Annotated in this window: 12 protein-coding genes and 2 pseudogenes; 8 read left to right on the top strand and 6 right to left on the bottom strand. The window is 50.6% G+C overall.

What is annotated here, in order from left to right:
• Positions 1–126 precede the first annotated feature (126 nt).
• The 4 genes from ACR0D7_RS19050 to ACR0D7_RS19035 form a co-directional block, all read right to left on the bottom strand.
• On the bottom strand, positions 127–786 hold the full coding sequence (locus tag ACR0D7_RS19050) for a GntR family transcriptional regulator (protein WP_480680424.1): 660 nt from the start codon (positions 784–786) through the stop codon (positions 127–129).
• Between the two features lie 420 nt (positions 787–1,206).
• Complete coding sequence (proC, locus tag ACR0D7_RS19045; RefSeq protein WP_480680423.1) at positions 1,207–2,052, bottom strand: pyrroline-5-carboxylate reductase; 846 nt, start codon at positions 2,050–2,052, stop codon at positions 1,207–1,209.
• Positions 2,053–2,055: 3 nt separating this feature from the next.
• The gene (locus ACR0D7_RS19040) at positions 2,056–3,420 is read right to left on the bottom strand and encodes an NAD(P)/FAD-dependent oxidoreductase (protein WP_480680422.1); all 1,365 of its coding nucleotides are present in this window, start codon (positions 3,418–3,420) and stop codon (positions 2,056–2,058) included.
• Between the two features lie 54 nt (positions 3,421–3,474).
• Positions 3,475–3,891: a hypothetical protein gene (locus ACR0D7_RS19035; protein WP_480680421.1), complete on the bottom strand. Its 417-nt coding sequence runs from the start codon at positions 3,889–3,891 to the stop codon at positions 3,475–3,477.
• Positions 3,892–4,618: 727 nt separating this feature from the next.
• On the opposite strand from ACR0D7_RS19035, the pseudogene ACR0D7_RS19030 reads away from it, so the two are divergent.
• From ACR0D7_RS19030 to ACR0D7_RS19015, 4 genes and pseudogenes are all read left to right on the top strand, one after another.
• Positions 4,619–5,617, top strand: a pseudogene (locus ACR0D7_RS19030) (oxidoreductase); the annotation flags it as partial.
• Between the two features lie 180 nt (positions 5,618–5,797).
• The gene (locus ACR0D7_RS19025; protein ID WP_480680425.1) at positions 5,798–6,676 is read left to right on the top strand and encodes an NAD(P)-binding protein; all 879 of its coding nucleotides are present in this window, start codon (positions 5,798–5,800) and stop codon (positions 6,674–6,676) included.
• Between the two features lie 360 nt (positions 6,677–7,036).
• The gene (locus tag ACR0D7_RS19020; RefSeq protein ID WP_480680420.1) at positions 7,037–8,515 is read left to right on the top strand and encodes an aldehyde dehydrogenase family protein; all 1,479 of its coding nucleotides are present in this window, start codon (positions 7,037–7,039) and stop codon (positions 8,513–8,515) included.
• 68 nt (positions 8,516–8,583) lie between these two features.
• Positions 8,584–10,023 carry an aminotransferase class V-fold PLP-dependent enzyme gene (locus ACR0D7_RS19015; protein WP_480680419.1) on the top strand — a complete coding sequence of 480 codons (1,440 nt, stop codon included), beginning with the start codon at positions 8,584–8,586 and terminating at the stop codon, positions 10,021–10,023.
• A gap of 62 nt (positions 10,024–10,085) precedes the next feature.
• Here ACR0D7_RS19015 and ACR0D7_RS19010 read toward each other — a convergent pair whose 3' ends face one another.
• Positions 10,086–10,772, bottom strand: coding sequence for a GntR family transcriptional regulator (locus ACR0D7_RS19010; RefSeq protein ID WP_480680418.1), 687 nt, complete (start codon positions 10,770–10,772; stop codon positions 10,086–10,088).
• 329 nt (positions 10,773–11,101) lie between these two features.
• On the opposite strand from ACR0D7_RS19010, the gene ACR0D7_RS19005 reads away from it, so the two are divergent.
• The 4 genes from ACR0D7_RS19005 (at position 11,102) to ACR0D7_RS18990 (ending at position 16,213) form a co-directional block, all read left to right on the top strand.
• A complete protein-coding gene (locus ACR0D7_RS19005) occupies positions 11,102–13,012 on the top strand; it encodes a TRAP transporter permease (RefSeq protein WP_480680417.1) in 1,911 nt (636 codons plus the stop codon).
• Between the two features lie 99 nt (positions 13,013–13,111).
• Positions 13,112–14,092, top strand: a complete 981-nt coding sequence (locus tag ACR0D7_RS19000) for a TAXI family TRAP transporter solute-binding subunit (RefSeq protein WP_480680416.1) — start codon at positions 13,112–13,114, stop codon at positions 14,090–14,092.
• 273 nt (positions 14,093–14,365) lie between these two features.
• Positions 14,366–15,226, top strand: coding sequence for an MBL fold metallo-hydrolase (locus tag ACR0D7_RS18995; RefSeq protein WP_480680415.1), 861 nt, complete (start codon positions 14,366–14,368; stop codon positions 15,224–15,226).
• Between the two features lie 48 nt (positions 15,227–15,274).
• Positions 15,275–16,213 (top strand): uroporphyrinogen decarboxylase family protein, encoded by a 939-nt coding sequence (locus ACR0D7_RS18990; RefSeq protein ID WP_480680414.1) that lies wholly within the window; start codon positions 15,275–15,277, stop codon positions 16,211–16,213.
• 450 nt (positions 16,214–16,663) lie between these two features.
• Here the strand turns inward: ACR0D7_RS18990 and ACR0D7_RS18985 are convergent.
• Positions 16,664–16,749: pseudogene (locus tag ACR0D7_RS18985) on the bottom strand (IS6 family transposase); the annotation flags it as partial.

Raw genomic sequence — 16,749 nt, 5'->3', positions numbered from 1 at the left:
CCGGACTCTGTCCATTCAAACAATTCGCTGAGCTGGCCGCCTAGCTCCGATCCGATCCGATCCTTGAAACAGCTCGTCGTGCTCAAAACTTTGCAACAGAACCCTCATGCTGTCCGATCGAAGCAACTATATTCGCCTGTCGATCCTGCGCAGTTTCGCTGCAGTTTCCTTCTTGGTCGTTTCGATGTGTTTTCTCAACAACTCGACGGCTTTGCCGCCATCGCCTACCCTGCATGTCTCAAGAATGGCAGCATGTTCAGACTGAGGTCGCTCCAACCCGGTAACCGTAGTAACCAAAAGACGTAGCTGAGGGCCAATGCGCTGTTGCAGGTCGGAAATCATCCGTAGCAGGGGAGGATTGGAACAGGGCTCATAGAGAGCGTGGTGGAACCGCAAATTCATGTCGCTCCACTGTGCAGGGTCTGAATGCTTTGAGTAGTCGTCAAGAATTTTGCCGGCTAGTTCAATATCAGAGGCAATCATATTTGGAATGGCCAGTTCCAGAGCTTTGCATTCCAATGCGACTCGAATGTCCATGATGTTCAGGATCTCGGTGGCTGAAACTTCGCGGACAATTGCTCCCTTGTTCTTTCGGATGAGGACAAAGCCATCAACCTCGAGCTTCATTAGAGCTTCCCTTACCGGAATTTTGCTAACGCCGTATTGGCGGGCAATTTCATCCTGACGCAACGGCTCACCAGGAGCTCTTTTACCGGAAAGTATCTGTTTTTTCAGCTCATCATAGATCGGCTGGGCCGTCGGCTTCACTTGTCCGTTTTCACCCATTGCCAGTCGTCTTTCGCATTTTTGTTCACACGCATTCCATGTGAACCAACCAACTACAATAGAAGCCCAAGTTCAATACAGCGAAACAACTGGCGTGCAAGCGGGTACGAAACGGCAACAGGCCAGCACACACACGCTATATATGTTCGAAAGCTACTCCATTCTTGACAGCATAACGAGTGGCGTTTCCAAATTCCAAGCAAACCCCCAGGGAACAGTAAACCGCCCGAGCAGATTGCACCGGTACAGTCTTGGCGGTTAGTCAGGTTCAGCGGTTTGTGTTGAGCCTCGGGAATTCATCGGTGAAACCATCGTTTCTTGGATTGCCGGACGAAATTTTTGCCGCATCATTCTTACCACTGCGTGTGCGTCAGTGTATTGCAAGTGCTCAGGACACATCTCAATACTACGGTCAGCCATTTAACAAACGGAACTTTCCAGCTCTTTCGATCTAGCTTTTGCTGCCGAAACAGTATCGTCCATCAATGTCTGCAATCTGCCTTCGTCGCGTAGAGCAGTCAAACCAGCGGCCGTAGTGCCGTTCGGACTGGTAACGGTCTCACGCAGATGCGCTGGATCGGGGTTTCTTTCCAGCAACAGCCCTGAACCACGGAGAGTTCCTATGACGAGTAGTTTAGCCGCTTCCTCGTCTAAACCATGCGCCTGAGCAGTATTGATCATGGCCTCACACATAGCAAAGAAATAGGCTGGCCCACTGCCAGAGATTGCCGTCACAACGTGCATATGTTCTTCGTTCTGAAGCCAAGTGAAGCTACCTATGGCTTGGAATAACATGTTGATAAGTGCACGCTGGTCGTCACTACAATCTTTGCAAGCAACAGCCGCAGTGATCGCGCATCCTGCAGTGGCCCCAATATTAGGCATTGCTCTGACGGAAGCGACGGACCCATCCGTAGCACTTTTCAGAGTTTCCAGAGATACACCTGCGGCAACTGAGGATACGACTGTGTTTTTGCCGATGTGTTTTTTCAACCCTTCCAGGGCGCCCACCACCAAATTTGGTTTTGTTGCCATGACAATTGCATCGGCAGTCATTTCCGCAGGTAGATGGGCCGTTTCCTTCACGTGCACAACACTTGGATTTGAATTCGTGCTTACCAAGAGTTCGTCCAGGGACGAGCCGGCATGTGGATCGACGACCCAAAAGCTGAAATCGGAATCCAGAGCTTCTAGCCACCCGCGCAGCATTGAGCCGCCCATACGACCTGCACCAACGAGCACTATGTTCTTCATATTCTCATCCATTTGTCAGAGCACACCTTTGTCGGCATCGCGGAGCGCAGCCATCAACGCCTGATCTTCGTATCGCTGCAGCGAAAATCCCTTTGCATAGTCAGGCAGCTTGTCTTCTGCGACCCAAGCGGCACAAAGTTCACCCCCAGTGCACGCAGCCATGGTCCCAAAGCCGGACATAGCACAGTTCATAAAGGCCCCCTCTGCGCCCATCGGGCCTATCAAAGGCCAATTTTCTTCAGTCATTGTATACCAGCCACCATAGTGGTGCGTGCTGCGAGGCAGTTTGCCGTAATAGGCTTTTAGGGCTGGATTCAACCGTGCTGCGCCGCGCAAAACAATTTCAGGGAAATTGTCATCCAGCGGCGGTTCCCACGTGGGCTCAGCAGCAGATTCATTGTACGCCCAACCCAACTTGATCCACTTGCCATTGTCGCCACCATCGGGACGACAGTGAATCGCTCCGGGCATCTCATCCGCCAACCACGAGAATTCGGGGTCTGACGCCAACATGTCGCGTTCTTCGTCTGTCCAGTCAATCTCTTGCGAGTCGAGATCAATCGAAAACGGTTGTGTGCGGGGGATCGCCCCTTGTGTGTCCTCGAATGCAATTTTCTGTTGGAAAGTGTTGTAGACAGGCAACTTGACATCCAGCATCTTAGCAATCTTGTCGGCGAATGGCCCCGCAGCATTCACTATTTGATCGGCTTCTATTACCTGCGTTCCATCTGCCTGAGAAACCTCGATACGATAGAGTTGCTTTTTGGTTATCCCCTCTACTTGACCTACCACTCGCTTCGCGCCAGTTTGGCGCAGGTAGTCCAGCATATGCATCCCCAACTGTTGGCCGCTAATGTCGCCGCCGCGGCGAATGTGAATAAGTGTTTGTATTTCTTGATCGTAATTGGGAAAGAGTTTTCTGATCAGGTTCTGGTTTTGAAGAATGTCAACACCATCCGGCACACCTTCCCAATCTGGCGATTGGAATGAATGATACGTCTTCGAAGTATCGTCGGTATGAAAACGCAGCAACCGGGACGCATCTTCTCCGAGGCCGTTTGTTAGTTGCTCTACAAAGTTACTTATGTCGGTTTCACGGGTCGCCAGAGCATAACCCCGACGGTTCATGTTAATGCGGTTGTCGCTTTCACGCGCAATTTCTTCCAGCAGATCGATGCTGCGGTTTGTGAACGAAACCATCGCCGGATGCGGCCACCAGTTACGGTAATTCTCACCTGACTGCGCCGAAGTGAAAGACATGGGCTGGTCTCGGTCGATTAACGTAATATTTTCGATGCCATATCGGCGCGCCAGATAGTAAGCGGTAGCTATCCCAACAATTCCTGTGCCGATGATGGCAATTTTGCGTGAGGATGACATCCTACATGGTCCTTATTTTGTACCAATTCATGTGAACTGTGAGCTGTCTTCAGCTCATTTTTTTTCGGAGAAACCGGTAAGTTTTCCCAGCGCACTGTTTGACCGGGCGCGAGTTGACGAAGTGTCCAACCATAAGGCGGGCAATTCTATCCGATCCTGGCAAGCGGAAAGTGTTAGCCCGTTCGCGGGGCAACAAAATTGCGTGCCTATTTTGTTGAAACCGTTCCCAATCAACCAGAGACGCTGAGCAAAACCTTTGCCCTGAAGATCAGGCCAGGTCGATCGCGCAGAATACAACGCAACGATCAAATCGAGCTTGCCCACAAGGCTGATCAGCCTTCGGCATTCGCAGATCGCCGTCGGGAACATTGGCGAATTTCCGAGCTCATTCGCATTCTCCGATGACTTACGAAACGCCGGGCGCAGATCAGCTCCAAACTCGTTGAGGGATTTTCGAAGCAGCTTTATCAAGGTAGCTTTGCCTTCCTCAGAATCGTGAGATTTCGCTTGACTGGGTATCTTATAATTGCAAAATGGTATACGATTTGCAAGGATCAAATCCAAACCAAGGTGCAATAAAATGCCACCCCGTGAGTTTGAGACACTAATTTGTCGTGGCTGGCTTCCTGGAAGGTGTAGCCATCAAAAACCCCACTCATTGCCGCCCGGATCGGCAATTGACCACCCGGGTTACTGGTTCGCGCAAAGCAAAAGCCTGCAAATCAATAATTGGGTTTCTTGCCAGGCAAGAGGGCACAGGTTCATACGTGCAGGCGATCAACGCGAAAAAAGCGGGTCAATTGCTGCGCCCAACCAATCAAACCACTTGTCGAACGATGCTCAGCGAAAATTACGCGAACCGTGCATCGGCAACAATTGCAAGCAGATGACGATAACGAAGTCTACCTGCAAGCAAGCGGGGAGGCACAGAAGAGCTTTTCTTACTGAAATTGGACAATCCGGCTGTCGTCCATTTGCTCTCACTGACACTGGCTTTGTTGCAACACCAGTTCTGCTTGCCTCCCCATTCAACGATCACCTCTCCAAGTGGTCTGAGCTATGCCTAACACTGATCAAGAGCGGTGACTTAACTCAGTCAAAAATCATCCGGCAAGCTTAGCGATCAATCTTCTCGGCCCGCCTACCAAACCCAGTAACTACGCGAACCAAGTTTCACACAGGACAAGCGGATCGCATCATGCCAGAAACACCTTACAAGTCCCTATTTCAACCTTTCCGGCTGGGGCACCTGACACTAAAAAATCGCATCATCAGCACCTCCCATGCTCCAGCCTATGCTGAAAACGGCATGCCGATGGAACGGTACCAGCGCTATCACGAAGAGAAAGCTGCAGGTGGCCTTTCGTTAACCATGTTTGGTGGCGCGTCATCGGTTTCGCTGGATTCACCTCCATCCTTTGGGCAGCTGAACCTGGTGAGCGATGATATCGTACCCCACCTTCGGGCTTTTTCCGATCGCATTCATGCGCATGACGTTGGATTGATGTGTCAACTCAGCCATGCGGGCAGGCGAACTCGCCCAACATCAGGGAATTGGCTGCCAACAATTGCCCCCTCGCCCATACGCGAACCGGCACATGGCGCCATACCCAAGTTGCTTGAGCATTCGGATATTCGTCGAGTGGTTGAGGACTATTCTACCGCTGCACAGCGATGCCTGGATGGAGGGATTGATGGAGTTGAACTGCTGGCGTCGGGTCACTTGATCGGGCAGTTCTGGAGTCCTCTATCCAATCAGCGTTCAGATGAATATGGAGGATCGATTGAAAATCGCATTCGGTTTGGCCTGGAGGTACTTGAAGGTATTCGCGCCAGAATTCCCGACGACTTTGTTATCAGCCTTCGCCTTTCGGTAAATGAGTTTATTGACGGAGGGATTTCCGAAGATGAAGGCATCGCCATTGCAAAGGCATATGCTGAGTCAGGTCTGCTCGATTGCTTGAATGTTTCTGGCGGTGCCAATTGGACGAAAGCAGGAGTCGCAGAAACCGTCCCTTCTATGGCTTTTCCGTCAGGGCGGTTCATAGAACTTGCGGGCAAAGTTCGACGTGCGGTTCAACTCCCGGTAGTGCACGCTGCCGGCATCGCAGATCTTGCTACTGCCAATTTCGCGGTTGCCGAAGGTCACGTTGATTTGGTCGGTATGACGCGTGCGCATATCGCAGATCCACATCTGGTTCGAAAACATTTGGCTGGGCAAGACGACGCTATTCGGCCTTGCGTCGGTGCGGGTTATTGTATCGATAGAATCTATCGTGGCGGCGACGCATTATGCCTTCACAACCCGGTAACCGGGCGAGAGAAAATACTTAGTCATTCAATAAGACAGGCTCCTCAAAAAAGAAAAATTGTCATTGTGGGCGCGGGACCGGCAGGGCTGGAAGCTGCCAGGATCTGCGCTGAACGTGGCCACAAAGTGGTGATGTTCGAGGCGCAAAGTCAGCCAGGCGGTCAAGTGAATTATATTGCCCGCACGCCGTGGCGATCAAATATGATTGGGATTCCACGTTGGCAATATGATCAGTGTGAAGCTTTAGGAGTCGATTTCCGCTTCAACGTTTTTGCGGAAAAGAGCGACATTCTCGATGAACACCCGGACGTGGTATTGCTTGCCAATGGTGGAATGCCAGAATCTGGAATGATTGATGGAGCCGAACAATTCGGTTTTAGCGTTTGGGATGTCATGTCCGGCGAGGTTGCGCCGAATGGAAAGGTGCTAGTCTATGATGAAACAGGTAGTCAAAGTGGCCCAAGCTGCGCGGAGTTTATCGCAGGGCGCGAGAACACAAAGGTTGACCTGATTACACCCGACAGAATGATTGCCGAGAATGTCGGCGTCACAAATCATGCTATCCATCTGCGAAACCTCCACCAGATGGATGTTAAATTGCTTTCCGATCTACGTCTGAAATCTATCAACCGGAAAGGTAGCGAACTGAAAGCTGTGTTTGTACACGAATACAGCGGCAAGACCCAAACTCGCTGCTACCATCAGATCATTGTCGAAGCGGGTACAGTTCCAAACGATGACTTATTTGATAGCCTGAAACATCGATCCGAGAACAACGGGGCTTTGGACTATACTGCAGCGCTCAATAATCAGGAACAGCCGTCCCTTCTGAAGGTCGATGGAGCAAATGGGAAATACGCTCTGTTCAGGATTGGTGATGCCGTGTCTGACCGGGGCCTTTATGCAGCAGTTCTGGATAGTCATAGACTGTGCCAGTCGATTTGAACTGGCCTTTTTCAGGTTGTAATTCAGTTACTGATCTAGCTGGCGCTGCGTTGGTTTCGCGTAGCACAATCGTAGCTGGGTGTTTTTGCAATATCCGGAGTGACCAGTCCCTTCATGTGTCACTGCTCCCCAAACCACGAGTGCACACGGACACCACTACCGTCCGTCTGATCTGAGCGAACGCCAAATCCGATTTTTAGTACAGGGTTGATTGCCAATAAGGTTTACAAGTTTCTCATTTTAGTATATCTATTTTCTGTATCGTATACGATATGATCTGGAAAGCACACTCCCGTCAAACGTCGCAATCTCTGCGTTGTGAGGTGCTGCTCTAAACTAGCGACTTGGATTGAAAGCGAAATGTTGGAATTTGACACTACACTCTTGCCAAAGCTGGGCTCGCGCATCGGCGAAAATGTCCATACAGATTCGGAAAGCTCTTTCGAGGTCAAGTCACCGATTGCCGAAGGCGCACTTGGGCAGCTTCCAATCTGTTCGAAGGAAGAAGTCAACAAAGCTGTTGTTGTAGCGAACAGGGTCTTCGATGAAGGTACGTGGTCCCGCATGCATCCGCGTGACAGGCGAGAGCGTCTTCTGAATTTGGCCGCCCTTATGGAAGCTAACGCTGAGCGCATGGCACAGATCGAGACCATCGACTCTGGTCGCCCGCTTCGTGAGGCGAGAAATGTCGACGTGGCGCAATCAATCGTTCGACTGCGTTGGTATGCAGAGCTTATTGACAAAATCTATGGTGAGATTGCGCCCTCCTCAGTTGATCGGCTCGGCCTGATCAGCCGCGAGCCAATCGGAGTTGTCGGCGCGATAACACCCTGGAACTTCCCATTGATGATGGCCGTTACCAAAGTCGCTCCAGCGTTGGCTGCTGGTAATTCAGTCATTCTGAAGCCCCCGGAATTGAGCCCGTTGAATGCTCTCGTACTGGCCGATCTGGCTCTTGAAGCCGGTATTCCAGAAGGTGTTTTCCAAGTCGTTACCGGTAATGGGCGCGTAACTGGAGAAGCCATGGTCCGCCACCCGGACATTCATGCTATTGCCTTCACCGGCTCGACCGAGGTCGGCGCACATATCATGGGAGTCGCGGCTTCGAATGGGATGAAAAAGGTAAGCTTGGAGGCAGGCGGGAAAAGCCCCCATATCGTTCTCAGTCCTGATTGCGCCAGTGATCAGATGGTAGAGCAGATTGTTTGGGGCATCGCCTATCACCAGGGTCAGGTATGTGATGCTGGCGCATCGCTAATCCTTGTTGGCGACGGGCACGACGAACTGTTGCAAAAGATTCAAGCCAGGTTCCAAAGCCTGACGATCGGAAATCCTTATAATCCAGAAATAAACCTGTCGAGCATGATTGACGCCAACCATATGAAGGGCGTCCATGCCGCTGTTGAGGCGGCGGCACAGCGAGGCGTGAATGTCGCCTGTGGCGGCAACCCAAAAGACATTGGCGAGGTTGGTGCATTCTATCAGCCAACTTTGCTGACAGACGTACCCCAAGACGATGCAATATTCACCGAAGAAGTGTTCGGACCCATATTGGTCAGCACGAATGTCAATAGCGTCGATGAAGCAATCAATCTGGTGAATGCGCAACGCTACGGGCTTGCCGGAGCTGTGTGGTCGAACGACATGGCGCAGGCTTTCCAGGTCGCCAATCGACTGCGGATCGGAACTGTCGCAATAAACACCTACGAGTTGGGTGACATTGGAACTCCGTTTGGCGGCACAAGGGAATCCGGGCTGGGACGCGACCGTTCTGCTTATGCTTTGGATAACTACACCGAACTGAAAACAACTTGGGCTGCTCTGGACGCGACCTGGTAACCACAAGACTTAAGAGTTCAGGGTTCTTGCCCTAAGTGAAATGCGCGCGTCGCAATGGGAGGCGTGAAATGACGTTGGAGCAATTTCGAAACTCGCTAAAATCCGAAAATATCGTGGGCTCCATCCACGAAGGAGTTATCGGAGAAGGCGCTCTGATCCCCGGCCTGCTCGGGGACGTAAGGCTGACATATGCAGACTATGTCGCCTCGGGACGTGCGTTGAAGCAAATTGAAGATTACGTCCAGAACAGGGTCCTGCCCTTTTATGCAAACAGTCATACTGAAGCCTCGTACTGTGGTTCTTATATGACGCGCCTTCGCGCTGCAGCGCGGTCAGAAATAGCGCGGCTGACTAATGCCACGGATCGGTGTTCGGTCATCTTTACTGGCTCTGGTGCTACATCTGGATTGAATCGGCTGGTTACTCTTTTTGGAGTAAATAAAGTACGGAAATCTGTCGTTTTCATTGGGCCATACGAGCATCATTCAAACATTTTGCCTTGGCGCGAAAGCAATGCGGTCGTCGTATCAATTCCAGAAGGGGAATGCGGCGGTCCGGACCTGGTTGCTTTGGAGGCCGCGCTGCTCGAGCATGAGGACGCCGATCTGAAAATCGGAAGTTTTACAGCTGCGTCAAACGTAACTGGTGTCATCACCGATCCCATTGAAACGACCCGACTGTTGAAGCGCCATGGCGCTCTCTCGGTTTGGGACTACGCCGGTGGCGCACCTTACTTGTCAATCGACATGAACCCGTCCTTAGACTGCCAAGTAGATGCCGTAGTGGTATCGCCCCATAAATTCATTGGTGGGCCGGGGTCCTCAGGCGTTCTGATCGTTCGAAACAGGGCTGTTGACGCATGCGAACCAACTTGGCCGGGCGGCGGTACCGTAACTTTCGTATCACCCTGGGGTCACAATTACACCGAGAACCTTGCCGCTCGAGAAGAAGCCGGAACTCCAAATGTAGTAGGCGACATCCGGGCGGCGCTGGCTTTCATTGTCAAAGACACGCTAACTCAAGAGTATATTTCAAAGCGAAATTATGAGCTTAACTGCTTGGCTCTCGAGTCATGGAGGGCAAACCCACAACTAGTTTTGCTTGGCACTCATCACAAAAACCGCCTTCCGATCTTCTCTTTCCTTGTAAAACGCAAGGATGGATCGAGGTTCCACCATCAGCTTTTCACACGAATGCTTAGTGATGTTTATGGGATACAGACCCGCGGCGGGTGTGCTTGCGCCGGACCATATGCCCATCACTTGCTGAACATTGGAGAAGAAAAGTCGGAGCAACTGTTTTGCGATCTGCAACAGGGGAAAGAGCTTGAAAAGCCGGGCTGGGTTCGATTGAATTTCAGCTACCTGATGAGTGACGACAAAGCCAAGTATATTGTCGACTGCGTCAACGATCTAACTACGCGATTGGATGAGTTGGAAAAAAGTTATTCCGTGGACGCTTCGACCGCGCGTTTTGCAATAAGTGCGGACGAGATTGAAATTGCATAACGCGAATTGGCGCGATTTGTTTAGTCTATAGAACAAAATGAGGTCGATCAGCTCGGCCTCTTTTACGCCCCAAGTGAAGTCTTGTTTCCGCGAAGCAAATGCGCGGCAACTTCCTTCTTTGTCGTTTCAATATGTCTCCGTAAAAGCTGAACTGCGTCCTCGGTTCGGCCATCTTCGCAGGCTGTCAAAATTTCAGCATGTTCACGCATCGGACGCTGAAGTCCCCGGATTTCGGTTACGAGTATTCTTAGGTAGCGACCAAGTTTTTGTTGGACGCTTGCAATCAATGTAAGAATTTCACGATTCCCGCATGGTTCGTAAATCGCTTGATGAAACTGTTGGTTCAATTCGCTCCATTCCGAAACTTCTGTGCGAACAGCGTAATCGTCCAGCAACTTGCGGATGGAAGTGAAATCAGACTCAATCATGTTGGGAACGGCGAGTTCCAACGCCCGACATTCCAGTGCAATGCGAATGTCCATCAGATGAAGGACTTCGTCATTCGAAAGTGACCGTACAATGGCACCTCGGCGCGGCCTGAACGTAACCAAACCTTCGTTTTCCAGTCGCCTCAAGGCTTCCCGAACCGGAATTTTGCTTACGTTATAATTCACTGCAATACTGTCTTGCCGAAGAGGAGTTTCGCCCGGAAGATCGCCGGAGAGAATTCTTTCTTTCAGGTCAGCATATATTGGATCCGCAGCGCTCTCCGAACCATCGCGGCCTGAACGGACTTCTACACTTTTCATTCTAACCAGTCTCCTCAACAACATACACCATATATCATAAATCGTGTACGATTAGCCAATTTTAGATCCCGTCTAACTTGAATGTTAGGCTGTTTACCGCAATTAAGCAATTATTCAAAATCCATATTGACAAAACCGTATACTATTTTGTAAATTATGATACTAAAGGGGCAAGTCGGTTTTGCCATTTTTGGGGGAAGTAATCTGGCAACCGGATCTGCATGAAGCAGGCACAGAGTAAATGCAGGCAAAAAGTCTAGCACTGGCGGGATGTGGATCACCCCAGCCGTTACCCCGAAAGGGAATGATCCAACTCTAGGGAGAGAAAAATGGATGAAGCCGCAGAACAATCTCAAGGCGTCGGGATCAACAAGCGTGTTGCCTACGCCTTAGGGGGAATTTTGACACTATTCCTGGTTTATACGGCCGGGTTTGGAACGATGACGGATTCCATTCAACGTGGCTTGCCACTGATGATCGCCTTCGCAATTATTTTTCTAACTGTCCCGATGAAAGCTGTGCCCAGCTCAAACGGAGCGGTCAACAGCGTCTTATTTTTGATCAACGCTTTGTTCTTCATGGCAAATATATTGAGCATTACCTACATCATTTGGGTAGAAGACGATCTTGTCTACCGTCTCGGAAACCCTAACACATGGGACGTTCTGGCGTTTTCTGCGGGTTTCTTGTGCGTGGTCGAGGCAGCTCGCAGAGTTACGCCACCTGCGTTCTTTTGGGTCGTTATGGCGTTTATCGCTTACGCGCTTTTTGGAAATTACATACCTGGAAATTTTGGCCATCCGGGCTACCCGCTGGGTGAACTGGTTTCCTACCTCTACTTCAGCAATGAGGGTATCTTTGGGCTGGCACTGAACGTGATGGTCAATGTTATCTTCATCTTCCTCTTGTTCGGGACGATGGTTGAAGTATCCGGCTTAGGGAACTCGATTGTCAAAATCGGACTGGCGCTAGTTGGGCGATTGCGTGGCGGCCCTGCGCTATCTGCGATCTTCGCCAGTGGTCTGTTCGGAAGCATATCGGGAAGCGGTGCAAGTAACGTTCTGACAACAGGTACATTTACTATTCCGCTGATGTCAAAGGTGGGCTACAGACCCGCGTTTGCCGGCGCAGTCGAGGCCGTTGCATCGACAGGTGGGCATATCGTACCACCAATTATGGCGTCGACCGTGTTCGTGATGGCAGAGATTATCGGTGTTCCGTACATCCAAATCGCCGCCGCCGCCGCCATTCCTGCCCTGCTTTACTATATGTGCTTGTTCGCAATTGTGTATCTGAGAGCACACAAAGACGATATCCAGCCAATCCCGGTAGGTGAAGCCCCGCCTCTGTTTGAGACGTTTAAAAAGGGTGGGATTTTCTTCCTGCCGGTTGGATTGCTCATTCTATTGTTGATGCGCGGGTTCACTCCAACCTACTCATGCTTCTATTCGGTAGTCTTCATGCTGGCGCTCATGCTGCTGACGGGTAAACCGAACAGAACCCCAAAGGCTTATCTGGATATTTGCGATACGACTGCTCGAAATTCGTTGATGTTGTTCGGCTGCCTCGCATCCATCGGCATCATCATTGGCATCATCGCTCTGACCGGAGTTGGCGTTAAGTTTAGCATCTTGGTTAGCTCAATCGCGGAAGCAAATCTTTTTTATGCACTGACCATGGCAATGGTTGCTGCAATGATCTTGAGCATGGGTATGCCCGTATTGCCAGCATACCTACTCGTGGTAGTGGTTTCTGGCACCGCGCTGCAGAAACTGGGACTTACACCGCTGGCGAGCCACATGTTTGTCTTCTACTTTGCAAGCCTGGCAGGGATTACGCCTCCTGTTTGTATTTCCGCGTACACTGCGGCCGGTATTGCAGGATCAAACCCGGTTAGGACGGCAATGCTTGCGCTTTGGGTAGGGTCCATTGGCTTCGTAATTCCGTACATGTTTGCCTACAATCCCGCGCTACTACTCATGGGTACAACCTCTGAGATTCTGTGGGCGACCACAATGTGCCTGGTCGGTATCGCGAGCTTTGCTCTCTGTCTTGAAGGATATCTGCGAGCCACCTTGCACATCATCAGCAGAGGAATTTTCCTGCTCGCCGGTTTGATGCTTATTTTCCCGGACTCGTCGGTGAACTTGATCGGACTAGGCACATTTGCAGCGTGTTTCGTCGTCAACTTCGTGTTCAGCACGCAACTTGGCGCCAGGCCCAAGAGAGAAGCTCAATGATCAATAGAATTTTCTGCTTCGAAGGCGACCGCATTCTCTCGCGGACATAACCAAACCCACTAAGCAACAAAAATTGCTCACAACAGGAAAGGAACTAATATGTTGAGGGATCTTAGAAAAACTATCGGTATTGGCTTAATCAGCGGTGCTCTATCTATAGCGGGTATGGCTTCAGCTGAAGAGGTTACCAGGTCCACCTTATCAGCTGGATCACTGGGCGCAGGGTGGTACGTGATGGGTACTGCAATGGCCAAAGAATGGGCCGATGAGATGGATAACCTTGAAGTTACCGTGACAACCGGTGGCAGCATCATCAATATCAACAAGGTAGCGGCTGGTGGCACCAACCTGGGATTTACTCTCAATCCAGCCCTGCATGATGCGATGGATGGAAAAGGTCAGTTTGAAGGAAAGGCTGACGAGTACCAATCAGTACGCACAGTATTCTCTTGGCCTGGATCGGTAATCCAGCTTGTAGTGCTGGGCGACTCTGGGATTGAAAGCATCGCTGATCTGGAAGGAAAACGAATTGCCGTAGACGCCAAAGGCGGCTCGATGATCAACATCACATCCGCAATTTTGGAAGAACACGGAGTCACTAAAGACAATTCTGATTTCCGGTTCGTATCAGCGCGGGACGCGGCAGACCAACTACGTAATGGTCACATTGATGCAGCGTTTTGGGGGTCAGCTCCTCCATACGCCGTTGTGAGCGATATCGCGCTCTACAAAGACATTCGGATGCTTGAAGTCCAGGACGAAGAAACTGCTCAGCGGATCACAGATCGTCTACCGGGCGCTGCAGTTGTTGCCATCGACCAGGATGTCTATGGCGAAAACCAACTCAATAGCGATCCGGTTGAGGCTATTGGCTTCAACATGAGCATCATCGCACACGAAGAGTTCGACGAAGAGCTGATGTATGAAGCTGTAAAAGCCCTGTTCAGCAACTTGGACGAATTCGCAAGCGTGAGTGCAATGACCGCGCGAGTCACTCCTGAAGGCGCTGTTTTCAACAACGCAGCACCGCTACATCCAGGAGCAGCTCGCTATTTCAAAGAAGTTGGAGTTCTCAAGTAGAAAGCCCACCTCCCTAGGCGTTTCCTGAACGCAGCTACTTTGAAAAGGGTTTCGGGCGGAACCCCCACTCCCATCCGCCCGAAGCCCACTACTAATGGACAGGTATGAAACTAGACGCAAACCACTTAGCTAGAGAACAACCTCATAGAGCTAGGCAGTAGTTTCCTGTTTCCCGATAAATCTTCGACCGCGAACTCGGGCGCGCTTTGGCTTCCAACAATTCGGACCAAAAGCTGGACCAAGAACCACAAGTAAAACAATAGGAAACCCATCATGATCAAACTGCACCTGGTCGGTACGGGCACGCCAACACCATCAAAGCACTCATTTGGTACCTGCCATATCCTTCAGATCGACGATCAGTATCTGATGTTCGATTGTGGACCAGCCGCGATGCACAAAATCGCTCAAATGGGCCTTGATCCAACTAATTTCGGCCATTTGTTCATGACGCATCACCACTTTGACCATAACGCGGATCTTCCTTGTTTCTTGCTTGTGCGTTGGGATCAGATGGGACGCGATCAAAAAGACCTTAAAATTTATGGACCAAGCCCCACAGCTTGGATTGTAGATCGCCTAATCGGTGCTGATGGCGCATACAAAGACGATATCCACTCGCGGATTTCAAACGCCTCAAGCCTGTACCTTTATGAACGGCGTGGTGGGAAATTGCCGCGTCCAAGACCGCAGTACGAAGTCAATGAGATTGTGCCCGGCGATCGCATTGAAGGGAATGGGTGGTCCATTTCGACGGGGGAAGTCCATCACTTCCCGGCCGAACTGAACAGCATTTCCTACCGAGTTAATACTCCGCAGGGCGATATTGCCCTCACTGGTGATACTGGAATGATCCCCCCTGTCGCTGATCTGATCAAGGGCGCAGATGTTTGGGTCGCACATTGTCGCGGACCGAGCGACATTGACGGAGAAATCATCGGACCTCTCGTAGCTGGAACGACCGAAATCGGCATCGCGGCCCGAGATGCAGGGATCAAGAAACTCGTTCTAAGCCATCAGGCTGGATACTTTGATGAACCCGCAAATTACGAACGCGGCATGGCGGCAATTCGCGAAAATTTTGGCGGAGAGATCGTTTATGGCAAAGATCTCATGACGTTGGAGCTGTTCTAACCTGTAGCGCCTACCAAACACCACTACTTACTGTAATGAGAGAAGCACATGAACAAGCGAGAACGCGTCCTTGGACTACTCGATAAAGGAACGACGCAAAGGAGCATCCCTGCGGCCTTCTTTATCCATTTCGACCCCAAGTTCCACCGTGGCGATGCCGCAGTGCAAAAACACCTTGAGTATTTTGAATACACCGACATGGACGTGCTGAAAGTCCAGTACGAAAATGTTTTCCCGACTCTTCCGGAAATCACGAACCCGCAAGATTGGGAAAAGATCCCGTGTTACGGAAAAGAGTTTTATGAAGAACAGCTATATGTCGTCGAGCAATTAGTGAAATCTTCCAAAAAGAACGCGGTTGTTATGGCGACTCTTTACTCGCCATTCATGTGTGCGGTTCACACAAGTAAAAGATTCACTCCCCATCTTCTGGAAAACCCGGAAGCCGCCCGAAAAGGCCTCGAAATCATTTCTGAAAGCCTTATGATCTTTGTCAAAGAGTGCATCAAACTCGGGGTGGATGGCTTTTATCATTCGACTGAAGGTGGTGGTCGGAACAATTACGACGACATCTCTGTGTTCATTGAAAACATCAAACCGTATGATTTGGTGCTCATGAAAGAGATCGAGAAAAACTGCGAATTCAACGTTCTACATGTCTGTGATTATCAGGATATATATGTCGATTATGAACCGTATCTGGACTACCCCGGTCACGTGATTAGTTGCGGGTTAGAGCTGGACAAAGGGGGCATGTCCGGCAAAGACGTGTCCGCGCTGTTCAATCGGCCATTCATGGGTGGCTTGCTGCGGAAGGGCGCCATCCTGAATGGAACAGAGCAGGAGATCATAGCTGACGTTCGTCGCGCCTGCGATGAACGTCCTGACAAGTTTATGCTTGCAGCGGACTGTACAGTGCCAGCGGAAGTTAACTGGGACAATCTGAAAACCGCAGTTGCTGCTGCTCACGAGTATCAGATCAGTTAACGAATCCACAAAATCCGAACGGTTCTCCGTCTAACCCCAGAAATGCCATTCACCAGCCCTAAAGCTCGTGAATGGCAGATCAACCGTTCCTAAACTCCGAATGGTCTCTTAACTAGGACATCAAGCAGTGGATTAAGATAAGCCAATTCCGAGAAATACGCTTTCGGCAAAAAGCAGCAGAAAACCAAATTTGAACGACTTGCGTGATCTCTTGTACATCACCGAGTGCTCATCTCGATGGTTTTACCACAGAAATCTTCGCTATCGCATGCAACGTCATAGCAGCAATATCTGGAAGAGATATGAGCGACTCAACTACAAGTGAAACCAAGGAATTTTCGGCAGCCGAGATAGGTGCCTTGGCTCACCTTTACAGAGGTGAAGTCTACAGGGTTCTGTTGCAAAGTTTTGAGCACGACGAGCTGTTTCAAGAATCGGATCGGATCGGAGCTAGGCGGCCAGCTCAGCGAATTGTTTGAATGGACAGAGTCCGGGCGTGAATTGGCCCTTGCGGATCATGTGCGCCACCTCGATAC

Source organism: Ruegeria sp. BB7, from assembly GCF_056539365.1.
Note: the sequence above shows the minus strand (reverse complement) of the source record. Positions and strands in the feature narration are given on the sequence as shown.